Origin of the sequence: Chryseobacterium barbadense (assembly GCF_042849955.1) — a bacterium.
Lineage (GTDB): Bacteria > Bacteroidota > Bacteroidia > Flavobacteriales > Weeksellaceae > Chryseobacterium.
This window is the reverse complement of record NZ_BAAFHL010000037.1, coordinates 1-25,411: the sequence shown is the minus strand read 5'-3', so window position 1 is coordinate 25,411 and position 25,411 is coordinate 1. Positions and strand designations below refer to the sequence as shown.

General features: G+C 34.5%; 21 protein-coding genes and 1 pseudogene. 13 read left to right on the top strand and 9 right to left on the bottom strand.

Annotation, left to right across the window (positions count from 1 at the left end; genetic code table 11):
- From ACGHIN_RS12745 to ACGHIN_RS12700, 10 genes and pseudogenes are all read left to right on the top strand, one after another.
- Positions 1–319 (top strand): annotated as a pseudogene (locus ACGHIN_RS12745) (thrombospondin type 3 repeat-containing protein); the annotation flags it as partial.
- A gap of 12 nt (positions 320–331) precedes the next feature.
- Entirely contained in the window at positions 332–1,624 is a 1,293-nt protein-coding gene (locus tag ACGHIN_RS12740; RefSeq protein WP_390454050.1) for a hypothetical protein, read from the top strand.
- Positions 1,625–1,673: 49 nt separating this feature from the next.
- Positions 1,674–2,177, top strand: a complete 504-nt coding sequence (locus ACGHIN_RS12735) for a hypothetical protein (protein ID WP_390454048.1) — start codon at positions 1,674–1,676, stop codon at positions 2,175–2,177.
- A 163-nt stretch (positions 2,178–2,340) separates the two neighbouring features.
- Positions 2,341–2,709 carry a large conductance mechanosensitive channel protein MscL gene (gene mscL / locus ACGHIN_RS12730; protein WP_390454047.1) on the top strand — a complete coding sequence of 123 codons (369 nt, stop codon included), beginning with the start codon at positions 2,341–2,343 and terminating at the stop codon, positions 2,707–2,709.
- Between the two features lie 118 nt (positions 2,710–2,827).
- Complete coding sequence (locus tag ACGHIN_RS12725; protein WP_390454045.1) at positions 2,828–3,187, top strand: helix-turn-helix domain-containing protein; 360 nt, start codon at positions 2,828–2,830, stop codon at positions 3,185–3,187.
- A gap of 273 nt (positions 3,188–3,460) precedes the next feature.
- Positions 3,461–3,778 (top strand): helix-turn-helix domain-containing protein, encoded by a 318-nt coding sequence (locus tag ACGHIN_RS12720; RefSeq protein WP_390454043.1) that lies wholly within the window; start codon positions 3,461–3,463, stop codon positions 3,776–3,778.
- Between the two features lie 581 nt (positions 3,779–4,359).
- A complete protein-coding gene (locus tag ACGHIN_RS12715; RefSeq protein ID WP_390454041.1) occupies positions 4,360–4,746 on the top strand; it encodes an Imm7 family immunity protein in 387 nt (128 codons plus the stop codon).
- A 280-nt stretch (positions 4,747–5,026) separates the two neighbouring features.
- Complete coding sequence (locus ACGHIN_RS12710; RefSeq protein WP_390454039.1) at positions 5,027–6,202, top strand: thioredoxin family protein; 1,176 nt, start codon at positions 5,027–5,029, stop codon at positions 6,200–6,202.
- Between the two features lie 7 nt (positions 6,203–6,209).
- Complete coding sequence (locus tag ACGHIN_RS12705; protein WP_390454052.1) at positions 6,210–6,788, top strand: DUF3575 domain-containing protein; 579 nt, start codon at positions 6,210–6,212, stop codon at positions 6,786–6,788.
- Position 6,789: 1 nt separating this feature from the next.
- Entirely contained in the window at positions 6,790–6,996 is a 207-nt protein-coding gene (locus ACGHIN_RS12700; protein WP_390454037.1) for a hypothetical protein, read from the top strand.
- A 104-nt stretch (positions 6,997–7,100) separates the two neighbouring features.
- Here the strand turns inward: ACGHIN_RS12700 and ACGHIN_RS12695 are convergent, their stop codons facing one another.
- Complete coding sequence (locus tag ACGHIN_RS12695; RefSeq protein ID WP_390454035.1) at positions 7,101–8,297, bottom strand: exo-beta-N-acetylmuramidase NamZ family protein; 1,197 nt, start codon at positions 8,295–8,297, stop codon at positions 7,101–7,103.
- A gap of 4 nt (positions 8,298–8,301) precedes the next feature.
- On the opposite strand from ACGHIN_RS12695, the gene ACGHIN_RS12690 reads away from it, so the two are divergent.
- Entirely contained in the window at positions 8,302–9,531 is a 1,230-nt protein-coding gene (locus ACGHIN_RS12690) for an ABC transporter permease (RefSeq protein WP_390454033.1), read from the top strand.
- Between the two features lie 126 nt (positions 9,532–9,657).
- Positions 9,658–10,641, top strand: coding sequence for a PLP-dependent cysteine synthase family protein (locus ACGHIN_RS12685; protein ID WP_390454031.1), 984 nt, complete (start codon positions 9,658–9,660; stop codon positions 10,639–10,641).
- Positions 10,642–10,680: 39 nt separating this feature from the next.
- Here the strand turns inward: ACGHIN_RS12685 and ACGHIN_RS12680 are convergent, their stop codons facing one another.
- Genes ACGHIN_RS12680 through ACGHIN_RS12670 form a run of 3 tightly spaced genes read right to left on the bottom strand, consistent with a single transcriptional unit; the run spans position 10,681 to position 12,451 of the window.
- A complete protein-coding gene (locus tag ACGHIN_RS12680) occupies positions 10,681–11,211 on the bottom strand; it encodes a hypothetical protein (RefSeq protein WP_390454029.1) in 531 nt (176 codons plus the stop codon).
- A 28-nt stretch (positions 11,212–11,239) separates the two neighbouring features.
- A complete protein-coding gene (locus tag ACGHIN_RS12675; protein WP_390454027.1) occupies positions 11,240–11,542 on the bottom strand; it encodes a chaperone modulator CbpM in 303 nt (100 codons plus the stop codon).
- Positions 11,543–11,545: 3 nt separating this feature from the next.
- Positions 11,546–12,451 carry a DnaJ C-terminal domain-containing protein gene (locus ACGHIN_RS12670; RefSeq protein ID WP_390454025.1) on the bottom strand — a complete coding sequence of 302 codons (906 nt, stop codon included), beginning with the start codon at positions 12,449–12,451 and terminating at the stop codon, positions 11,546–11,548.
- A gap of 93 nt (positions 12,452–12,544) precedes the next feature.
- Here ACGHIN_RS12670 and ACGHIN_RS12665 point away from each other — a divergent pair, with 93 nt between their 5' ends.
- Positions 12,545–13,744: a dicarboxylate/amino acid:cation symporter gene (locus ACGHIN_RS12665; protein ID WP_390454023.1), complete on the top strand. Its 1,200-nt coding sequence runs from the start codon at positions 12,545–12,547 to the stop codon at positions 13,742–13,744.
- Between the two features lie 1,055 nt (positions 13,745–14,799).
- Here ACGHIN_RS12665 and ACGHIN_RS12660 read toward each other — a convergent pair.
- The 5 genes from ACGHIN_RS12660 to ACGHIN_RS12640 form a co-directional block, all read right to left on the bottom strand.
- Positions 14,800–15,324, bottom strand: a complete 525-nt coding sequence (locus ACGHIN_RS12660) for a hypothetical protein (RefSeq protein WP_390454021.1) — start codon at positions 15,322–15,324, stop codon at positions 14,800–14,802.
- A gap of 1 nt (position 15,325) precedes the next feature.
- Positions 15,326–22,006: an RHS repeat-associated core domain-containing protein gene (locus tag ACGHIN_RS12655; protein WP_390454019.1), complete on the bottom strand. Its 6,681-nt coding sequence runs from the start codon at positions 22,004–22,006 to the stop codon at positions 15,326–15,328.
- 42 nt (positions 22,007–22,048) lie between these two features.
- A complete protein-coding gene (locus tag ACGHIN_RS12650) occupies positions 22,049–22,546 on the bottom strand; it encodes a hypothetical protein (RefSeq protein ID WP_390454017.1) in 498 nt (165 codons plus the stop codon).
- Positions 22,547–22,551: 5 nt separating this feature from the next.
- Complete coding sequence (locus tag ACGHIN_RS12645) at positions 22,552–23,508, bottom strand: hypothetical protein (RefSeq protein ID WP_390454015.1); 957 nt, start codon at positions 23,506–23,508, stop codon at positions 22,552–22,554.
- Between the two features lie 651 nt (positions 23,509–24,159).
- The coding region (locus ACGHIN_RS12640; protein ID WP_390454013.1) for a hydroxymethylglutaryl-CoA synthase family protein at positions 24,160–25,411 on the bottom strand (1,252 nt) is incomplete at its 5' end.

The following is a 25,411-nucleotide window of genomic DNA, read 5'->3' as shown; positions in this document are numbered from 1 at the left end:
TAGCTGCCGCTGTTACAAACCGTTGATAAATTCAGGCGGCACGGTATATGATACCAAAGTAGGAATTACAGCTTTAGGAAGAGCAGGGTCAAATACCAATTGGCCATCAGCCCGTAAAGGAGCTCATATTGCTCTGGAAGCTAAAACCAAGGGTTTCGTCCTTACCAGAATTGCAGATCCAACAATAATTACTAATCCTGTAGATGGAATGATGGTTTATGATACAACTCTTAACTGTCTAAGAGTATATGTGGTCGATTCTATGACCCCTTCAAATACAGGCTGGAAATGTTTTAATACACAAACCTGCCCGGATTAATTACAAATTAATATGAAAAATTTATTCGATCGTTGTTCCTTATTAAATATCTATAGAACAATTTATTACGGATCACTATTGATTTTCGCTTCTTTTAAGTCTGTAGATTCAAAGAAATACGTTTTTGAAAATTATTCCAATTATAGAAGTTCCGAACAGTTTTCTGTATTAACAGATACTGATAATGATGGAATACCTGACCCTCAGGACTTGGATGATGACAATGACGGAATATTGGACAGTAATGAAGGTTTATGTTACTTATCTTCTACAGCTAGTGATAATTTTGACAGCCCCTTACAATCAAACAGCAATGGAAATAATTATCAGCCATCAGATACTTTTAATGGCTGGACAATCGTTAGCGGAAATAGGTTTAATGTAGTTCGTGTCAATGGATCCGGTTATACTGCAGGCCCGGATACAGCCCATTCAGGTAGCCAGTATATAGATATAGATAATGGTTCATCATATATTTATAAAACGATTACAGTTTCAACTCCTGTTTTGATCACAGCTTCTGCATGGTTTTCAAATAGAGATACCCAGGCAAATAATTATCCTTCTTCCGGATGGATCGCAAAACTAGAAATTCTTAATACTTCAAACAATACAGTAACCGTTTCAGGGAATAACATAAATTTCACTAAATCAATGGGGCAAGAAAGCTGGCATGAGTCATCTTTCGGCAGCACACTACTTCCTCCAGGAAGCTACAGAATCCAAGTTTATGTGCATGATTTTGGCCATGTAGATACTATTCATTATTGTTTTACAAAAGATACAGACGGCGATGGAATCGCTGATTATCTAGACACTGATTCTGATAATGACGGATGCCCTGATGCGGTAGAAGGAGGTGGAAACATTGGTCAGTCACAAGTTAATGGTAATGGGAATATAATTGGCAGCGTAGATGCCAATGGAGTGCCGACACTTGCAAATGGAGGACAAAGTATTGGCGATTCGCAAAATGCAGGTGTCAATAGCTGCCGCTGTTACAAACCGTTGATAAATTCAGGCGGCACGGTATATGATACCAAAGTAGGAATTACAGCTTTAGGAAGAGCAGGGTCAAATACCAACTGGCCTTCAGCCCGTAAGGGAGCTCATATTGCTCTGGAAGCTAAAACCAAGGGTTTCGTCCTTACCAGAATTGCAGATCCAACAATAATTACTAATCCTATAGATGGAATGGTGGTTTACGATACGACTCTTAACTGCTTAAGAGTATATGTGATTGACCCTACCTCCTCTTCCAATTCCGGATGGAAATGTTTTAATATACAAACCTGCCCGGATTAATCACAAATAAAAAAAACAAAATAAATACATAATGAAAAAAATATTTCGAATGATAATTGTATGTTATAGTCTACCGATCTGTGCACAAATTAGTATAGGTAAGACCAGTATAACCAATGATTCGGTTTTATTAGAATTTGGTACAGATCCCAAAGGCATTCTGTTACCCTGGGTAACAAATACATCTGCTGTTACCGGCGCAGTACCTGGAACTATGATATTTGATATATCCGATAAAAAAGTGAAATACTTTAGAGGTGGAGCTTCTTCTACATGGGTTGACCTTAGTATAGATACTTCTGGAGTGGTAGATACCTCTTTGCAGAATTCACTTACCGAAGTGTCATCTGCTAAGGTTATTATGGGGGCTAATTCTTCCTCAGCACCCGGCATCCTGGTGCTGGAATCTTCCAATAAGGCAATGGTTTTACCGAAGGTAGCTTCGCCGCACCTTAACATTATTAACCCTTCTCCGGGAATGATTGCTTATGACACTGCTAAGAAACAGTTAGCTGTTTTTAACGGTTCGGTATGGTCATTTTGGAAGTATTAAATAATATCGTTATAAAATGATGAAATCTATATATGTCAGCTAATGACACTCCTATCTTTCTCCCTGTCATACCAGGGAGAAACAAAAGGGGTATTCAAATCTGTAACCTGTTAGATTAAAGTGGAGAGTTGTTGAATGAAAAGAATAATATAAAAATAAATTTATGGGTTTTATTAAAGAATTTAAAGAATTTGCATTCAAAGGAAATGTGATTGATTTAGCAGTGGGGGTCATCATCGGTGCTGCTTTTGGGAAAATAGTGACGTCTGTAGTAGAAGATGTAATTACTCCTTTATTGTTAAGTCCGGCGCTAAAAGCAATGGGTGCAGATAATATTGCTGCATTATCGTGGAACGGGGTAAAATATGGAAACTTCCTGTCTGCTGTCATTAATTTCCTCTGTATTGCCTTCGTCTTATTCTTAATCATTAAATCAGCGAATAAGCTAAAGAAGGAGGATCCTGTTTCATCCGAAAGCTCACTGACTGAAATTTTGTTGATGGAAATTAGAGATGAATTAAGAAATAAGTAACAATAAAAAAACTCTTGGATTTTCTGAGAGTTTTTCGATTTAATTAAACTTAAGAATGTATAAAAACATCCACATAGGAAGCTATATTTTATCAAGGTGGCAAAAAATGGGTATCCCCATGGAAAGAACTCGTAACTTTTTACGAACATCTGAAAAAGACATTGAAAAGATGTTTCTTCAAAAATCATTAGATACGGAAACATTATTGAAGTGGAGCAAGCTGTTAGAATATGATTTTTTCAGGATCTACTCACAACATCTTATTTTATACTCTCCTCCTGCAAAAAAAGATGGCAAAGAAAATCCATCAGTACATCATCCGCCGCAGTTTCGAAAAAATATCTATACAATGGAAGTGATAGAGTTTATATTAGAGTTAATAGATAAAAAGAAAAAATCGAAACAGCAGATCATAGATGAATATAAGATTCCAAAAACTACATTATACAGATGGATAACCAAATATAAACCTCGTTGAGGATCTATGCATATTTTTTTCGATTAGATAATTATATGAATATTAAAATTAGTAATTATAAACATCTAATCGGACAAGACCAAGAAAGGGTAATCCTGGAATTGATTGAAAGCAGGAAACAAAATTATTACCATAACAATATCTGATTATAATTGAAGTGAAACTGGTGGTAAAGGAAAATCATGCTATACGTATTTTTGACCAGAGAAAAATAAAACCGTATTTATAAATAAAAAGAAATTCTCATAAAATAGAACAACCGACTAATCATTAATGCAAAGACCTGACTACAAACTTATTTATAGTGATTTGATCTCAAAAAAACATCCCGATAAAAAAGAAAAATGTGAAGCCATACTTCAAAAAAAAGAATTATCAGTTTTGGACGTGATTGTACTTAATAAAATTATTTCTCCATCTACAGATAAAGAAGTTGTAAATTTTAATCAAAAGTTCCGCTCTTATGATAAAAATTTTATTTTAAGAATCTTAGATTATCAGAAAAAACATCGTTTGAGTAATGTACAACTAGCACGTCGTTACAACTTAAGCCGAAATACGGTTGCCAAATGGAAAAAATGTTTTTATTAACTAAAGGGCTAATTCAACACGATAATTTGTATTGCTTCCCTCATTTCAGCCTTTAAAAACTATAAAGATGAATATTTGTTTTCAAATAAAAAATCAATTCAGAGAATGTAAAGTAAAATAATATGAGATATACGATTATAAAATTGTAAATCACATATAACTATATCATTCCATGTAACTTCTGGAAAACTACAGTATCTTCTAAAAAGTCCCTTAAAAAATCAGGGGCTTTTTTTTATATTTTATTTAATTCCGCTTAAAACTCATGGACTTACTAATAGGTTTTTACTTTTATTGCGATTTGACTATCTTACGAAATCCCTAAAACAAGCCTTATTAGTTCAGCAATCCTTTATATTTTATAATTATTTAATAATTTTTTGATATTTTTCATACAAGATATTTAAAAAAAATATTATTTTAGTCAAGAATTATAAACACAAAAAATGAAAAAACTCATGATTATTCTTGTTCAATTAGAGATTGATTTTTCTTAACAATCATTATTAGTTAATAAACTAACCAGCACAAGAAGTAATAAATAACTAAAGGAATATTCGAAAAACTTATAAAATATTAATATGTTTGAATATAAAGGTTGGGTTACTTTGTCTTTTGATCCTTATGAAGAAGATTTTCCTAAACTAAAAAAACAGGTGGTTTTTTTAGAGAAAAATATCAATAAATTTAATAATTCTTCACAGTTTTCTAAAATTGTAAATTGTAATGAAAATTATATATTATCATTAATGGGAGTACTCAATCATAAAAATGGAACATTGGAAGATATAAAAGCTTTATTGTGCCTTATTGGAGAAGTTTTACCTGCTTCATATGGGATTATCTTTTATAGAGATGAGGAAGGAAGTAATTTTAATAATTATTTTATAATCAGATTGACCAAAGGGAAATTAGAAGAATTTACAGATAATCTTTTAAGCCCCTGTTTTCCTATTATTGAAGATTAAGTATAATGGAGTTACTATTTTTTTGAGACAAATTCTTATACTCTAATATAGAAAACAAAAATTAGCGGATTGAAATCAATCCGCTAATTTTTTTCTTAAATTTACTTTTGTGGGGAAAACCTTTGCAGAACAACAGATCCAAGGCATATGTCAAAAACCAAACGGATTTCTTTAAGATGAAGTGATAATTCTTAAAATTAGTTAATCTAACTATACAACCCTTAAAACTCACCTGCTATATATCAGAAATTAGCTATCTTCGCCTAGAAATTTAATAAAAATGAAGAAGATTATCTCCGGATTATTTGTATTCTTATCTGTAGTTTTGTTTTCACAGGAAGCCATCCAATTCCAGGATTTACCTTTTAAAGATCTTGTCGCTAAAGCCAAGAAAGAAAAAAAAATAGTATTCATAGATGCTTATGCTTCCTGGTGTGGCCCGTGTAAAATGATGGAGAAAAATGTATTCACAAAGAAATCTGTCGGAGATTATTTCAACACCAATTTTGTGAATGCCCGCTTTGATATGGAAAAAGGTGAAGGAAAAGATATTGCTGCCAAATATGGTGTTCGTTCTTATCCTACCTATCTTTTCCTTAATGGTGATGGCGAATTGATTTCTCAAAATTACGGTTATATGGAGGAGAGTCTTTTTCTTTCCATGGCGCAGGATGTAAATGCTCCTAATAATAAAAAAGGTTCTTTGAAGGAACGTTTCGCCCAGGGAGAAAAGGATCCGGAATTTCTGATCAACGTCATGAAGCTTACTTCCAATTCTGATTTTGAATTTGCAAAAAAAGCTTCGGAAAGATACTTTGAAAATAAAAAGCCAACAGATGAGCTTTCCAAAGATGATATCGGCTATTTACTTTACTTTTTAAAATCCGTGGATGACTCAAATTATAAGGTTTTCACTGCCAGAAAAACCGAGATTATCAAATATCTGCCGGAAGACACTTATAAGCAATTTAACGACCAGTTAAACTTATCCAAAATCATAGAGGAAGCTCTTAATGAGAAAAACAAAACGATCGATGATGATTATTTCCTGAAAAAAGCAATACCACTGGTTGGAGAAAACGAGGCCAGAACGAGGCTAAACCAAACCAAACTCAGTTTTTATGAGCAAAATGCCAATTTTCCGGAATATGAAAAGACTGCGCTAGAATATTATAAAAATTCCGATTCTTTTGATCCTAATGAGCTTTTAAAAGCCGCCTGGATATTTTCGGATCATATCAAAACACCTTCTTCCTTAAAAAAAGCAGTTGAATGGGCTGAAAAGTCAGTAATGAGAGGAGAAACTTCTGAAAACACCTATATACTGGCAAAGCTTTATTATCTGACAGGAAACAAGGATATGGCTAAAACCTTTGCGGAAATGTCAAAGAAGTTAGCTTTACAAGCGAACAAAGACGCTATGCTTTCGGAAAAACTATTACAACAAATTCAATAATATGATGCTGAAGAATAAACTTCTTATTAGCTTATTTGCATTATTTTTAATAGGAAATTTAAATGCACAGGAAGAAAAAAGCTTATATATAAAAGGGAATGCATTATTTATTCCTATCGGTGTTTTTAATGCCGGTTTAGAATATCAGTTAAGCTCCAAATATACTTTACAGGGAGATGTCTTCATTTCCCCCTGGAAATCATTTGCAGGAAACCATGCTCAAATTTATATGGGACATCTGGAAGGTCGTTACTATTTTAAAGAAGCTTTCAAACGTTGGTATGTAGGGATTAATGGAGGTATAGGGCTATTTGATCTTACAAAATGGAACTACCAGGGAGCAGAAAAATTCCAGCGCGGATTCAGTATTATGGCCGGAGCCACGGTAGGCTATCAATTCCAATGGAAAGAAAGATGGAATATTGATGTTTACCTGGGAGGAGGGACCTCACAAGGATTTTATCATGGATATGAAAATATACCTCCGGATAGCTTTACGAGATATGACGGTGCGGAAGGTTGGAACAGAAGCGGCGAAATTCTTCCCTACAGAGGAGGTATAATGATCTCTTATCAATTAAAATAATATGAAACTATTCGGAAAAAACCATATCATCATTTCAGTTATTACTTTTATCATCCTTTTCCTAATGAATTACATGGGAAATGATCTTCCGGACAAATTACAAAGAGCTTTATTAACTGCTTTTGCTGGGGTAATTGGCTTATCTCTCGGACTTTTGATCCTCAATAAAGGAAAAGACGATAAAAATCCACCACAGAATTTTGACTGATTGATATAAGTTTATACAAGTGAATTGTCAATAGTGAATTTGCTTATGCTTGTGATTTGTATTCATTGACTGGCATAGCCAAATTCACTATTCACCCATTTACATTAGTTTTCATAAACAATATATTTAGTTCTGATTTTTTCAAAACTATTTAATTCCGGTTGCCAGGATGCCTTAATATCTGTAATGGATTGCCCGGCAATAATTTGCTTTCTCAGTACATCTGTTCCCGCCAATGTATCAAACCATAAATTTTTCAGAAAAAAATCCTGGTTCGGGTTTTTATAGCTTTTATAAGCTTTAATCACCCATTCAAGATTGAGCTCGCGTAGATCTGTTGGATAATTGGACAGATTTTCACCATAACATAATTTTCCGTTTAAAAATGGATCTTTCGCTCCGAAATTCGGTTTTGGTGTGAATTGATAAGGCAAATCTTTAGTCCATGGCGAACCATACACCTGAAACGGAATATCTGTTCCTCTTCCCGCTGAAACCTGGGTTCCTTCAAAAAAGCAGAGGCTTGGATATAAGTTAATTGATTTATCGTTGGGTAAATTCGGGGACGGTTTATCTAAAATCGGATACCGTTGTTTTTTATGATAGTTCAACATAGGAATCAAAGTGTATTTCGCCTCTACTCCATTCTTCAGCCATTTCTCCCCGTTAACCATTTTCCCATATTCGCCAATCGTTAAACCATATACTACCGGAACTTCATGCATTCCCACAAAACTTGCCCATTTTTTCTTTAAAACCGGTCCGTCTGTATACCCGTCATGAGGATTGGGGCGATCCAGGACCATTACCTCTACTCCATTTTCTGCTCCGGCCTCCATTAAATACGTCAAGGTAGAAATATAGGTATAGAATCTCACCCCTACATCCTGGATATCAAAAACTACCATATCAAGTCCTTTAAGCTGCTCCGGTGTAGGTTTCTTGTTATTTCCATATAATGAAACAATCGGAATACCCGTTTTGGCGTCTACTCCGTTTTTCACAGTTTCACCGGCATCAGCATTTCCTCTGAAACCATGTTCCGGAGCAAAAATGGATTTTATTCTGATATTATTTTTAACCAGGAAATCCACAAGGTGAGTCCTGTCGCTCATCAAACCCGTTTGATTGGTTACCACACCTATGGTTTTATCTTTGAGTAAAGGCAGATATAACTCCGGGCGATCAGCACCTGTTTTAAAACAGTCTGTATATTGAGTCTGAGAATAATATTGATTGAATACTCCTAAAAAAATTAGGCAAATAAAAAGTAAATTTTTAATTTTGAAATCTAAATTCATAAGCTTGAAATTTCCTTTATATTTCTCTAGAAAAATAGCATTTTCCAAAGATAACAAAAATAACCTTTCCAGGGTTATCATCTTCATCGGCAGACTTTCTGTTGCTTTAGGGATTATTGTTTCGCTGATTACGGTTTCCACAGGTTTTGGTTCTAAAAAAGCGATCAAGGAAAGACTGGCGGATTTCAGCGGGCACATTACTGTGAAATCTACAAGATCCAATTCTTCTTATAATACTTCTGTTCTTGACAATCAAGGGTTACATATACAGAAAATTAAAGAGCTTCCTGATGTGGCAAGCATCCAAAAATATGCTATGATTACGGGGATTATGCGTAATGAACATAATTTTGCAGGCATTATTTTCAAAGGAGTAGGAAAAGATTTTGACAGTTTAAGATTTAAAAAATTCCTGGTTGCTGGAACTACCCCTACAGTAACGGAAGTAGGATATAATCATGGCGTTACCATTTCTCAGAAAATTGCCAAGGATCTGCATTTAAAGGTAAAAGACAGCATTGTCACCGTATTCTCAAAAGCAGATCAAAAGCCTATCTACAGAAAATTTGAAGTGGTGGGAATTTACCGTACGGATATTAAAATGATTGATGATCAGTTTGTCATCGGAGGAATTAATCATGTCAGAAAAATTCAGGAGATGAAGCCCGATGAAGTAGGCGGAATTGATATTTTCCTTAAAAACGTGAATGATATTGACCGTGATTTCCCTGAAATCGAAAAACTGATCGGTTATAAAAATTATGCTGAAAAAGCGACTGAGAAATTTCCTCAGATCACCGACTGGATCAGTATTTTTGATACCAATATCGCATTGATTATCATTATTATGCTCATTGTGGTAATTATCAATATCATAATGGTTCTTCTTATTCTTATTATTGAAAGAACCAATTCCATAGGCTTGCTTAAAACTTTAGGTGCAAGCAATTCACAGATCAGGGCAACATTCATCAATTATACCCTTATCATTATGATTCCAGGCCTTCTATATGGAAATATTATTGGTCTTGGACTGATTCTGCTTCAAAAATTCTTCGGTATCATTAAACTGAATCCTGAAAATTACTATGTAAGTACGGTTCCTGTAGATTTAAATCCTGTTGCTATTATTTCCATTTCTGCCGGAATACTGATCATTTCCGCACTGGCTTTGATTATTCCGAGTTATTTAATCAGTAAGATTTCTCCGGTGAAGGTGATTAAGTATAATTAATGTGAATCGTGAATCATCAATAGTGAATTTTTTACTAGCATTCATTGACTACTGGTCATTCACCATTGACTTTTTTCAGATTCTAATTTTAAAGCCGTATCTTTGCCCCGCTTTATAAAACCGATTATGAAATACGCAAAAAATATTCTTGAAACTATAGGAAACACACCATTGGTAAAGCTTAATAAAGTTTTAGGGGAAGATTTTCCGGCATTAGTTTTAGCAAAAATAGAGACTTTCAATCCGGGGAATTCCGTAAAGGACAGAATGGCTCTTAAAATGATTGAGGATGCTGAAAAAGATGGCAGATTGAAGCCGGGAGGTACCATTATTGAGGGAACTTCAGGAAACACCGGAATGGGGCTGGCTCTGGCGGCGATCATCAAGGGTTATAAATGTATTTTTGTAACCAATTCAAAACAATCGAAAGAAAAATGTGATATCCTTCGTGCCGTAGGTGCTGAAGTTATTGTTTGCCCTACCGATGTAAAACCTACAGATCCGCGTTCATATTATTCTGTTTCCAAAAGACTGGCAAAAGAAACCGAAAACGGATGGTACGTTAATCAATATGATAATTTATCCAACAGAACAGCTCATTATGAATCTACAGCTCCTGAAATTTGGGAACAAACTGACGGAAAGCTGACTCATTTTGTGGTGGGAGCAGGAACAGGGGGTACAATTACAGGTTGTGGAATGTTTTTTAAAGAGAAAAAACCGGGTATCAAAGTAATCGGTGTAGATACCTATGGTTCTATTCTAAAAGAATTTCATGAAACGGGTGAGCTTCATTATGATCATGCTTATACCTATATCACGGAAGGAATTGGAGAAGATATCATTCCTGAAAACTATGATATGTCTGTGATCGATCATTTTGAAAAAGTAACTGATAAAGACGGAGCGATCTATGCAAGAAAATTAGCCAAGGAAGAAGGAATTTTCTGCGGCTATTCTGCAGGAAGCGCTATTGCTTCTCTGGTTCAGATGAAAGACCAGTTTACCAAAGATGATGTAATTGTAGTTCTTCTTCACGATCATGGTTCAAGATATGTAGCGAAAGTCTACAACGATGAATGGATGAAAGAAATGGGCTGGCTAGACTAAAATAAATAAAAAAACTCAGAGCAAATTGCTCTGAGTTTTTTATTGTTGATTAATGTTCTGCTGTATTGATTTTGTGAGCAAATGATAATCTTCTTTGCTCATTGCTTTCTTTGGAAACATATAGCTGTTTTTTCCGTCTAATGAAATATAAATATCATTAATCTCTGCTGTTGTAAAATCTTTCCACAGGTTATGTTCTTCCTGTTGATCAATTTTTATATTGAAAAATTCATGATTGAAGCTTATTTGATATAAGCTGCACTTTTCGAGTGATTTTAGATATCTTTCCACTCCTTTTTTCCATCTGGAGACATTATTGATGCTTACCGAGAGGAAAACGGCGCAAAGAAGGAATAAAAAGCTTACAAAATATATGATCCCAAAGTTTTCTTTACCTAATGTATCTTTCAAAAGAAGGAGAATCAGTAGAATCACACCAATGATTATAGTTGTGATGGTTTTTCCTCTTGTAGTCGATGAGAAAAACAAATTCCCCTGATTTCCACTAAAGTAAATATCTTCAAAGTCTTTCCTTACAGGCTTTAATCTGATTACCTTTTCTTCACTCATCCTTATTTAATTGCTTTGCAAAGCTAAACTAAATATCTTCATACTGATCACTTATTGCGGAAAGTTTCTTCATCAGTTCCCGATTCTTCTTTTTAAGGTCTTCCATTTTTTGAAGCATATCATGAATCACTTCCAAACCAGGCAAATTGATTTCCAGATCATAATGCCAGTTGGTAAATCTTTCAAAAGCCGGCAGATCTTCATAGTCTATATACAGGATATCATTTTCAGTTTGTGCGTTCAGCAGGCCACAATCTACCAGCTCATCAAAGAAAGTAATCTCTATATTGTATATTTTTACGAGTTCTTCTCGTGATATTCTTTCACTCATGGCTTAGGAATTTTTAAGTTGTTCAAAAAGTTCTTTCTGCTTCTCTGTGAGATGAGTTGGTAATTTGATGTCATAGGTCACAAATAAATCGCCAAACTGCCCTTCTTTTTTATATACGGGAAAACCTTTACCTTTTAATCGTACAGTAGTTCCGTTTTGGGTCTCTGGTTTTACTTTAAGGTTGACACTTCCATCCAGCGTATTTACTTTTACATCTCCTCCTAAAACGGCAGTATACAGATCGATGGTGACTTTTGTTTTCAAATCATCACCTACCCTTTCAAAATCCGGATCCGGCGGAATATTGAAGGTGATATACAAATCTCCGTTCGGACCTCCATTGAAGCCCGGGTTCCCATGTCCTTTCAGTTTGATCTGTTGTCCATCATACACTCCGGCCGGAATTGTGATTCTTACCTTTTTCCCATTAATGTCAAAAGTCTGCGGATGGGTTTTGGCGGCATCTCTTAAATATAAATTCAGCTCAGCATGCATATCCTGTCCTTTGAATTTTCCGGAAGCACTTCCGCGGGAACTCCTCCTGAAACCTTCTGCTCCGCCAAACATACTTTGAAAGAAGTCTGAAAAGTCTTCACCTTCTCCGAAATCAGCTCCCGAAAAACCACCATAATTCTGCTGTTGATATTGTCTTTGCTGTTGCTGAGCTTTTTCATACTCTTCCCCATGTTTCCAGTGTTCTCCATATTTATCATATTTAGCCCGGTTTTCGGGGTTACTTAATACCTCATTAGCTTCATTAAGTTCTTTGAATTTTCTTTCAGCTTCCTTATCATCGGGATTGAGGTCCGGATGTAATTTTCTGGCGAGTTTACGGTAGGCTTTTTTAATCTCGTCTTGGGAGGCGTTTTTCTCTACGCCTAAAATTTTATAATAATCGCTATAAGCCATAGAAACGATGTTTACTCAAATTTAGAAATTTTAGCCCTAAAAATTATATAACGGAATGTTAAAAATAAGCCTATCTTTGATAAAAAGCCCTGTATGAAAGAGATATTGAAAAACTATTCCGGAATTCTATTGTTACTGTTAGGAATCACCGTTGGAAGCATTATAGGTATTGCCGCACCTTCCATTGTGGATTATATTAAGCCACTAGGAGATATTTTTCTTAATCTGCTTTTTGTGAGTGTGGTTCCGCTGGTATTTTTTGCGGTTTCCAATTCTATAGCTTCTTTAGAGCAGCAGTCTAAGTTTGGCAGGATTATTCTTGCTATGTCTTTTACTTTCCTGCTTTTCATTTTAATTGCAGCTATTTTTACGATTTGTGCAGTCTATTTTTTTCCGGTGTCTTCTATTTCGGGAAGTTCTGAAATCGTTAATGAAACAGCTAATCAGGATAGTTGGGGGAATAGAATTGTGAGCTTTTTCACCGTGGGAGAATTCACAGAGTTATTTTCGAGAAGAAATATGCTGGCTCTTTTGATATTTTCTTTTTTGACCGGTTTTGCCGCCAGAAAATCAGGTGAAAAAGGGCAACCGTTCAGGGTTTTTATTGCTTCAGGATATGAGGTAATGAAGGAATTGCTTTTATTGATTATGAAGCTGGCTCCGATTGGTTTAGGCGCTTATTTTGCGTATCAGGTGGCTACTTTAGGACCTCAGCTTTTTGGGTTTTACGGAAAGCCTCTGGGATTATATTATATTGCCGGAATTATTTACTTTCTGGTATTTTTCTCTTTGTATGCTTTTATGGCCAATGGACAAAATGGAGTCAAAAGTTTTTGGACCAACGCCATTTATCCTACTCTTACAGCATTAAGCACATGCAGCAGCTTTGCGACGATGCCTTCCAATTTACAGGCAGCCTCTAAAATTGGCATCCCGAATTCTATTGCCAATCTGGTGATTCCGATCGGAACTACTTTGCATAAAAACGGCTCTTCCATGTCTTCGATTATTAAGATTTATGTAGCTTTTTTGATTATCGGAAGAGATTTCTTTGAACCGTCCAATCTTTTATTAGCACTAGGAATCACAGTCTTTGTAAGTATTGTAGCGGGCGGAATTCCCAACGGTGGTTATATTGGTGAAATGCTGATGATCTCCGTTTACAAATTACCACAAGAAGCTATTCCTGCGGTAATGATTATAGGTACTCTGGTTGATCCTTTAGCTACTGTTTTGAATGCGGTTGGGGATGTTGTGGCGGCGATGTTTGTGAGTAGGTTTGTGAAAGTTTGAATTATTAGTCTAGATATTATTTCTCTGATTTTAGAAACCTATGGACTCACGACATTTTTAAAACACCCCTCGAAGATTTCAGGGGATTAATTCTTAACAAATTGTAATTCCAAAAATACTTAAAATATCTGTTAAAACACCTCTTTTCAAAAAGAAGTATACTATTGTGAAAATTATTGAAAATATGGCTGCTTGCCAACCATTGATATCTAATAACCAAGACAATGAAGATTGCCTTTTTCTTTTTTTTATATAATCTTTATAATTGAAATCAGTTTTTCTAAATTTAAAATTTAGGATAAAATAAATATATAAAAAAACTAAAAACAGGAAGATTAAGTTTTGGATAATATAATTACACATCTTATTATTTTAATTGTTTCTGAGCTTCTTTCCAAATTTTTGGGTCTCCTTTAGTAGCTCCTTTCAATAAAAGTCCTTGCCAAATCTTATTATAATTACCTAATTGATAATTACCCCAAGATTCTATTCCAAATCCTGTCCATCAAAGACCTTCACATAACAATATGCCCGGTGAAGATGCACCCCATGTTGGCACCATCAATCCTTTTGAAACGAATCTTATAGTGGTTCCAGTCATTTTATACCTTGTCTTAATGTAACCTTAGATTGGGCCATTATTTTTAGGTTATAGACGTTGGTGAAATTTCCTTTTGTAGCAGTATTAAATCTGTAAAGAGCATCATTTCCTTGTATTGAGCCAACAACTGTGCCCGCAGAGTTATAGATATTCACAACTGATGACCATTAGCAGCACCCGGAACATTTAACTACTTGATAACCTTCTGATACCTTATTTAACATCCATTTATCTTCACTAGAATATTTTGCATCCCAATGTTGTACAAGTATTTCTTTAGGATCAAAATCCATTTGATGCATTATATGATTTAAACCAGCAACAATTCCACCAATTTTCACACCTTCCCAAAAATTTCCTCCTGCAAGAGCATGAGTTACACCACAAAATTTGCTAAAAATCCCTACAAATAGCAGGGATAGAATACTTTTTCTTTTTGAGGATTGAATAGTATTTAATTTAAAATTAATTTAGAGGTAACATTTAATTGTATATCAGGAATTTTATACTTTTTCTTTTCTAATTGATTAATATATTCATTACAGCCGATTAACGAATTTCTATTATATGAAGCCATGGATTTTAATATATATTTCTTATCTGTAGAAAAATTGTAATAATCAAGAGGGAAAAAAAATACTTTAGTCTTAATCTTTTCTTTAGGTTTTACTATTAATACTGTTTCCTTACAGTCATTAATATCTCTCCCATAAGAGCCAAATAATTTTTGTCTATACGGCTGTATTTCTTTATCGTTCTCAATTACTTTTACATTAACGGTAAAAGAATAAGGATCTATAATATAAGTTTCATTGGATTTATTGATTATTACCATATCTTGTCCAGTCTTTACCATGACCATGTTTACAGCTTCAGGAAATATTATTTCTAATTTATTTTTATCAGCTCTCCTTTGTGAATAGCATGAATTTGTCATTAAAAGAATAGATAGAATAATTAATGTTTTAGTGATTTTCATATTACTTAAAGTTATTCATAAAAAAGGATGTAATATTTAATAGATGTCTTGCTCCTATTGGGTCTAAAATTCCAGTCCATTTTCTAACTGTATTATATGCTCTGAACTCAATTATATCATTTTCTATTGGATGGCCCCAAAGGCTTTTGGCAAATCCAGAAATAATATCAATTGAATGTATTTGTTCATGAATAAAACGATCTGCTAAATACCAATTGGTTTTACTATATAATCTTGTTGAAAGTAATACCTTTCCAGACCTATCATTTGTCAAGCCGTCAGCTGGTCCTTTTTCCGTAATGAACGAACCATTTTTATTTAAGCTAATTTTATTCGTACTATCTTCCCATTGTGCAATCGACTCTTCAGTAGCAAACTCTGCCCATTGGGCGCTACCGTCCCAATATTCTTTGAATATTTCTTTGTATTTTGTTAATGTTTCATTAGTGGCTTTCGCTCTAGGATCAATTCCATTATCTATTAAGAATTGTGTAAGTTTATCTCTATATTCCATTCTATGCATTGCATGATTAAACAAAGCAACAATTCCGCCAATTTTCACACCTTCCCAAAAATTACCTCCTGCAAGAGCATGAGTTACACCTCCTGAAAGCATCCCCACTGCAACTTGTTCTGCACCGCTATAGTTAGCAGCCCCAACAGCTTGGCCATATCCATAAGATATAACACTCGATACAAATGCACTTGCAGCAGCTGTAAAGAAATTGCCTCCCTGCATAAAGCTCAACGTTCCCTGTACCCCTGCATGAACCAAACTTCTTAAAGCCTCATTTCCAATACTTGCCGTAGCAGTTGAAAAAACATCTCCTATAACCATCGTCACTCCTGCACTTATCATACTCATTACAATGGTAGAATATAAATTTAGAATGTTAAACTTTGCTCCGGTAACTAAAATGGTAGCAGTATAAGAAATAGCGGCAATAACAATCGCTTTAATAAGAGGGGCTAAAAGTGGAAGAAACTCTCCGCTTGGGTCATTAAACATCAGTGGATTATTGAGTACATACCCATATTTATTATAATTCTGGGTATTATAAGGATCCTGGATGTTTTCATCTGCATTTAAGAATCTTCTTAATAACGGATCATATAATCTTCCATTCATATGGATAATGCCTACTTCTGCAAAATGCTCATGGCTGGTGTATCCTCTGTCTATTATTAACGAAGTGTTATTAATAATATTCTTATCCGTAATAATGGCTCCGTTTCCTATCTGAAGATGGGTAAAATTCCCCCAGGCATCAAAATGCCTTTGCTCCAGTTTATTTCCTGTTTCATCACTGATCGCTAAGATGCTGCCTATATAATCTTTATGTAAAAATTTGTAAGAACCGCTGCTCTCCTCAAAGTTCTTTAAATATACAATATTTGATTCATATGGTGTTCCATCAATATAAATGAGATGCTTTTCTTTTCCGGTAATATTGTCTTTTATGATTTCATAGCTTCCGTTTTCACTGTAGAATTTAGTAAATTTACCATCTCCGTCGATGCTGAAGTTGCCTCCATATGTTACTCTTTGCCTCATACTTGAAAGCCCATACTGAAATGCCACATCTCCTTTCTCTCCATCAATAAACACTGGGTCATTATTTTCATTATAAGCAATGCTTTGAATCAGGTCATTGTTATAGTTTTGTGTTCCGGCAGCATTTAAGGTCATTCCTGTTGGCTGATATATTTTAGCAGAATTCTCAAACTTGATGGCTCCTACCTGATCGTTCTCTAAGATTCTTCCCTTAACATCATAAATGTTCCTGTTAGAGGAAGGTTTTATTCCTGTTACAGGATCTGTCCAGTTAACCAGACGATTGTTATCATCATAATCGAAAGATTCTACGATATTAAAGTCACCTCCAGTTATCCTGCTATTGAGTTCATTTTTTATTGCGTTGAAAGAATAAGAGAGTTGCAGAATACTCGGTTTTATTATTGACGAATGATTGACATTAGTTAAGAAGCCATTAGCGTCATACGTATTATTAATATCTGCTGCTCCAAGTTTAGCCTTGAGAACCTGTCCTTTGGCATTAGTTTCTTTCAGTTCCCAAAGGATTTTTCCTGAAATTTTGTCTTTTACCTGATATAGCTCCCCATTCCAAGGACTGTAAACATTTTCTATTTGTACCTTAGTAAGAACTCCTGAAGAATAGAGTTGCTTCTCATAAGAAATTACCCTAGCTTTATCATCATAAGTAATCCCTTTCTGGATATAATATTTTCCATTACTGCTTTCAGATGAAGATAACAATCTTCCCTGAGGATCATACCCCACACTTGAACTGTAAGCTTTTCCTTTGGATGTTCCGGCTCTTGAAGTTGCCCTTCCTTTATCATCATAAGTATAAGTAATCGTTTTATCCGTAGCTTGCCCACCATCAGTAGTAGAAAGTTCCCTTTGGGTAATCAGCTGACCTAAATTGTTATATGTATATTCTTTAGTTCCTTTCGGACTGGTGATTTTCTTAGGCTGACCAAAGCCATCATACTCATATTTATAAATTCCGTTGGAAGGATCATTGAATTCTGATTTTCTTCCCCATGCATCATATTTTGTAGTAACAATGTTTTCAGCATACTGAGCCTTGATCTGTTCCCCAGCAGCATTGTAGGTAAACTGGATCGTTCCTCCTTTGTCTGTAGTTGAAACTACATTACCTAATACATCTGTAGTTTTAGATGTTGTTCTTCCATAACCATTTAATTCTTTTACTGTAGTAGTTAACCCTGAAACGGTGGTTTCCATCAGCTTACCATTAAATGTGGTAGCGGTTACCTTAGTGATAGGAAGTACAGAATCATCATACTCTATAATATTCCACTGATTGGAAGACTGTCCTTCAAAATACGGCTCAGATTCTTTAGTTTTCCTTCCTAGTATATCATACTGGGTTTCTTTAGAAACAAATTGCCCTTGCCCAAATGCTTTCGTAGAAGTTCTATAATCGCGTCCTAACCTATCGGTATATTTTTTGGATACATCCCCATCAGGATCAAACCGAGTAACAGTAATATTGGAATTATTATCCTTATCATACTGATAGGTCGTTGTTCCTCCCAAATTAGTCTTAGAAGTTAATAGCTTACCCCATGCATCATAGATATTAACAAGAGTATTTCCTAAAGGATCAATTTGTTTTTTTATCTGTCCCCAATCATTGTATTCAATATTGGTTTCTAATCCTAAATTATCAGTTTTCTTAATGACAAACCTACCTTTAGTATCATATTGAGTCTGGCTCGTTTGAGTTTGAGAATCTATACTGTTACTGATCGTTTTTTGAGTAATATTTCCAAATCCGTCATAATTGTAGGTTTCTTGTAAATATCCTGTATTATCTCTGTTCCAGGTTTTTGATGTTTTCAGGAGGTTGTTTTCGTAAGTATATTCTTCCTTAGAAGATTTGGTATCTCCATAAGCCTGTACTACATCCATTTTGGTTTTCGGACGACCAATATAATACTCACTCCCTGTTCCCGATGGATTATGTATATATTCAAATGTGGACGTGGTTACAGCATAACTGTTATTGACATTGGATATACTTTGGAAAAGAAGGTAATAATCACCATATGTCATTGAGGTATTTGTTGTTATACCTGTTAAAAAATCTTTGGTTTTGATACTTTTAGGAATGGTAGCAGTAACCACCTTTGGTTTATCAATATCGGAAATTACTCCTGTTACAATTTGTCCGTTTAATAATTTATCCGATTGATATACAGTGGATTTAAAGCCTAATAACTGTGTGTTATTCTCAGAAATATCAGTTGGGAATATGTTTGATTCGTTATCGGTTTTAATACTCCATTCTTTTACTGGGATGCCATCAAAAAGAGGATCGATTTCAACTCCTGACCAGATCTTTGTATTTTCAAATCCGTCAGCATACCATGAAGAACGGGCAGATTGATGGTACCCCATCATTCCTTTTCCTTGCATGTGGCCCGTCATGCCCCTATAACGAAAATCCTGTTTTCTTCCTTCCTGTCTAAGTTGAGAAACAGCATACGTTTGATCAACACGAGGTAATGAAAAGTATGGATAATATTCTTTTTTTACTTTCTTATAAAAATTAGAATTAGCGACATTGTTCGGAATTACTTCTAAATAATCTGCCGATGTGATAATTCCCCCCTGATTAATAGACTGTACCTGCGCCAACCTTCCGACAGAAGAAGGAGATTTAAGTTTATGTATCCTATGTTTCCAGAATAAAAGTACATCATAATAATTGTTATTCACTTTTACCTGTGAAGTAATCGGAGAAAATAAAGTAAACTCATCTACATCATAAGTTACATAATTATATGGTCCATAGGCATAACTGGTAAAAAAATCCGGACTTCCATTTGTTGTAACTCCATTAGCAGTATAAGTAGCAATACTATAACCAAAGTATCTGTTAAGTATAAGTCCGCTTGAATTTACCTGACCAGCCTTATTGAATGAGTCTATATGTACTATATCTGATTTACCATCTTTATTGACGTCTGATGCTGAATAGTAATTTCTGTAAATATTAAAAGTAGGGGATTGACTATTATTGTAATCATTAGGTTTTCTATATTTTAAAAAATTTGTTTTTAAGAAATTAGAAAAACCCTTTTCAGTTCCTATATAAAACCTCCAATTATCTTTTTCCTGTGTATCGGTAGTAGGGATTGTAAAATCCAAGTTTCCGTCACCATTGAAATCTCCAAATAATACTGGAAATTCTGGTGCTTTTGTTTCAGCCAAATTACCGGCGAACCTTATCTTTTTGAGATACTGATTAGAAGATGTCTTAACAAATTCAAATACGGTATAGGCTGTATTAGAAACATCAATTATATCTACTTTTCCATCACCATCCACATCCAAATACTGTTGTTTATAATAGGTGTTTTCATTAATTCCTGAATCAAGGGTATAGGTGGATAAAGGATTGTTAGGATTTTTTAAATCAACAATAAAGTTTCCTACTAAATAGGTATAACAGTTCAATTCATAACATGGTGGTGGTCTATTTATAGTATCATCCGAAGCTGACCTTTGATTTAGATCATTACATCCCGGAATTGGTTCAAACTGACATTCTCTTCGTTTAAGAGTTAAAAAAATATCAGAAATACCATCTCCATTTACATCTCCTTCATTGAATGAATTTAATTCTATACTGCATCCTTCACCTCCTCCCTGATAGGTACAATTCGGATCGGAATATATTAGCTTTTCATATACTTTTACAAAAGTATTATCCCTGAAAATATAGCCAACTACTTTCCCGCCTTCGTATTGTACAATCCCGTTTCCATTATAGGCTTGCCCCTCTTCATCTAATAATGTATGAATAACCTTAGCTTCTGCATTAAAAGTTTTACCTGTGGACACATCGGTATAGGTATCATTAAGACCTCCAAGCTTCACTGTACCATTATTTATAATGAAATCCAGATAGGAATCTCCGTTGAAATCACCTGTCAGTTTAACATTATCAAAGCTGTCTGCATTGTTATTTGAAAACTCTAAAATCGGCTGTATAGGAGCTTGATAAGCAAATGTTACTGGATTTGCATTATCGTCATCAGCATTGTGTTCTGTTATTTTATCGACTACTTCATAATTTGTCCCATTTTTAATATAATTAATCGCATATCTTTTAAACTGGCTTCCATTGGTATTTACTTTAATTTCTGATAATAACTTATTTTGCACAAAGCGGAATCCTCCTACATAAAAATCTTCAATCAAGCTTCTGTCAATATAGCTAAAATCTATCCTGTTAAAATGTGGCTTGTTTAAAACCTCATTTCCTCCCCACTGGATTGAAGATATTCTACTTACTCCTCCTTGCATTTGTCCTGTACCATAGTCGTAAGCATAAGTAATATAATTTCCTTGCGGATCTCTCCATTTAACAATATTATATTCAATGGATGTTCTTCCATTAAGAGAATTTAAGTCCGGATTATCTCCATACCATGCTTGAGAACCATCTTCAAATGTTACATGAAAATACATGGGCTGTGGAGTAGCTGTTTGCGCCGTTCCTACCGATTTAATTTTCACATTTGAATATTTATCAGTAACATATTCAGCGCCATCTTTACCATATTCCCCCGATTTTAAGATCAATCTTTGGCCGTTGAAACTGTAATAATCTGAATAATCTAATTGTACTCCTCTAGCTTCTCCATCTTTTTCTACCGTTCTTCCAGACCTTGAAATAGCCGTTAAACCTAACAGATTCCAGCCATATCCGGCAATACCATTGTTAGATCCACTTGTATAAACTAGGTTGATTTGTGGAGCTACACTCTTTACACCTGGAGGCAAGGCAATAGGTAAAGTAAATTGCAGCTGCCCTGTTCCATTTACTTCAATATTTCCTTGTGTATCATGAAAGTATTGTCCTGAAGGTGCCGTTGTTCCTGATGGATTATTAGCTCCCGCCTGAGAATCTGTAGGCCCTCCTCCCGGATTTTCTGTTCCAGGACCAATCTTCGCTACAAAGGGATTAGAAACACTGGAAGTCGCATGAAACCCTTGGGCTAAAACAACTGTCTGAGGATCCTGCACCGTTCTGGAAACACTCTCCAGCTGATATAGAATGGTCTGGGCAAATCCTACTATCGAAATAAAGGATAATATAAATGATGAAAGAATTTTCATATTCTTTGTATGTAATAAATTAATAAAATGGAAAAAAACAGTCTATCGCTTAGTAATGTTTCTTGTAAACACTCTTCCGTCTTTCAAAGTAAAATGTAAGATGTACACTCCCCACTGATAGCCAGACATATTGATCTTCAACTGTCTGTTCAAACTCGGAATATTCTGTTGCTGGAATTTCCAGTGAACCGTACTGTGTTGATATAAAGAAACAGTTTCGATAAGATCATCTACTTCCTCAGTCCAGTCTATGGTAAGAACATCATTTACAGGGACAGGATAAAGCCTTATCTGTTTCAGAAATGTTTTTTCATCCATCGGTTTTTCCTGAACAGCCGCAACTGTTTGGGTTTCCTTAAGATCCGATTCTTCTGTTTTAGCTTGCTTTTGGGTAAATTCTTCAGGTGCTTGTTTTCCACTGGCATTAGTTCCTCTGTATCTTTGATTTCCGGCCTCATCATACTTGAAGTAAACTTCAGTTTGTGAGAAGCCTAAAAAGCTTATAAACAGAGAGAATAGGGAGAATAATTTTCTTTTCATAGTGTTTATTTTTTATTGGAAAGAAGTTGCTCTAATTGCTTCTCTAATTTCTCAATCTTTTCAGATTGGGATTGTAAAGCTTTGTTTTCTTCCTGAAGTTTTTTGATCTGTTTGTTCTGCTCTATCGAATAAAGAGTAAGCTCTTCTATTTTCTCAAGAAGCTTGACATTTATGTCTCCTAAGTTGATGCCATTTTTTATAACTTCTTCAGCAGAAGGGATATTAGGTAAATGTCCTTTTTCTTCAATATGTTTTTCTACTTCTTCTAATGAATTTAATTTGTATTCTTTTTCAAAAACATAATCCGGCCAATTTTGTAAATCAACTTTAACTTCTTTAGCATGAATTACTCCATTTACATCTAATTTATTAATTGGGTTACTTATACCAATTCCTACATTTCCATTTGCTAATGATGCGAAATTTGAAGTTTTTGCATTAATATCCGTATTGCCATAATAAGAACCTTTTGGGAGGTTATAAAGAGGATCACTTATAGAAACTGTATTTAAATTCTGCCCTGCTGCATCTTGGTGAGATCCTGTATTGCTTATCAGTTCTGCATTCCCATAATAATATTTAGTACCTCCTCTTAGAAAGACAACAATGTCATTATTTGCCTGAGCACACACAACTCTTCCTAAAAAAGATATTGCCTGTCCGTTTGATGCAGGAGTATCCACTCCATAGGTGAAATTATCCACTCTCAAACTACTCCCATTCGATCCCCATCCATAACCAATACCTGTAATGGCAACAATACCATGAGCAAGCCATAATCTATCTTCATGAATATTAGTCCTTGAAATAAAGAATGTGCGATTACCTCCATCCGCTGTTGTAGATCTAAAAACAACAGGAACATACTGGTCTTGAGTTCCAACTGTTGTAAAATTAGAAAAAGTTTGTGATTGACTTATACCAAAAAGTATAAAAAATAAAATAAATAAAAATCGAGTCATTGTTTGTTGTATTAAAATTTTAGTTTTATGTTTTTTGCAATTTAATTGTTTTTAATAATTCATAATTTCATGTTAAATGGCTTAATATGATGTCATTGTCTGCTTATCTAATATTATACAGCAAATTAACAGAACACTACGTCAAAACTTGTCGTGTTATATAATAGATGCAATTATATCTTCAAAGGTTGGAAAGTGGATTATATTTTGGCATTATTTTTAATAAAATTCCAAATTTATGTCCATCAGTTCCGTTTCTATGTATATCAATTTTATATTGTTAAATTCTACATTTGAACTTTTCAGTTTTTTTCTATTATTTACATTTAACCAATCCGCTAGCAGTTCGAAATCTTATTCTTACATGCCAATTGATATCCAATCCATCAGAACAATAATGTAGGTCAGAATTACTATACAATTTATCGGAAGCAATTTTTTGAGATAATAACGAACTAAAAGCAATAAAGCCCTAGAAGTGATAATGTTCTTTTTATACAATTATGTTTTAATTTAAATTAGAAAAAAAATATGAGTCAAATTTAATAATTTTTCCCAAAGTTATGATTTATTAACAAAAATTAAATTAAGTTTAAGTCAAAAAAAAATCATCTTCTCAAAGATGATTTTATATAAATAGAATTTAAACTTTTAATCCTTGTATCTATAATATCTCGCGCCTTTCAAAACAGGATTTTCCAATTCTATACTATCTAATCCAAATCCTTTATAATTTTGATTAACAGATTGACTCATTTGCTTTCTATGCAGTTTTTCATACGTCTCGAAATCAATGGCTGTCCTCTTATTTAAATTTTCAAACAACTTCCACTTTGAAACTACATTTTTCCAATTTTGGGAGACTTTTCCGGCAAATACTTTTGATTTGGAACCACTTCCATATCCTAAAAAACCTACTTCTTCCCCTGTTAATTCTTCATTTTCATTAAAAGAGGTTTGCAATGCAGAAAGAAGGGCCATAAAAATCGAAGCTGTATACATATTCCCAATTTCTGATGAGGCTCTTTGCGTTTTTTCAATTTTATCGTTGATAAACTGAATGTAGCTTTCTGATTTTGCCACTGCCTTCTGCTCTTCGGCAGTTTCATAAGCTAATTCATTTTCCAAACTGTAAATCTCTGTAAAAACTCTTTTCCCGTGAAAAGCATAAGGTAGATGAAAAATAAGATACTTCCAATCTTCATAAGGTTTATCTTTTCCGGAAATTTCTTTATAATGTTGATAAGCTTCCCGTATCCTGTCCTGATAACACTGATTGGAATATTGCCCATCGAATACAGGTTCATCTGTAAAGATTTCTATTTTATCCGGAAAGGATTCAGGACTATTGTGTAAGTCTTCCTTTTTATAATGCCTTCTTGGTTTGAAAAAATCAAAAACGCTTTCTGTAGCTACTCCCCAATGATTTTCAATTTCCAATAAATCCGGCTTTGCGGAAATCAATAAAGCCACGGCGCCTCCTCCCTGTGTATACTCTCCGGAAGAAGCCAGCTCATATTTGGCATAGTCACTTGCAATCACAATGGCTTTTTTATCAGGATTTACTCTTACAAAATCAAGGGAATTGTGGAGCGCATCCACCGCCCCCACACATGCAAACGTCATATCTACCACATCACAGTTTTTGAAGCATCTCGTTCCAAAGTCTTTTTCCAATACTTTCTCCACCATATGCATGGCGTAAGAAGCAGTAGGTTTTGCGGCATCAAGTGCACTTTCTGTTCCCAGATAGATCCTGGATATTTCTCCGGGATGAATATCGTAATCTCCTATTAATTTTAATAATGCTTCCGCCGCAAATGTAGCAGCATCTTCATGGACATCCGGAAATCCCATTTTATATAACCCCAAACCTTTTTCCAACTTTGCCGGATCAATTCCT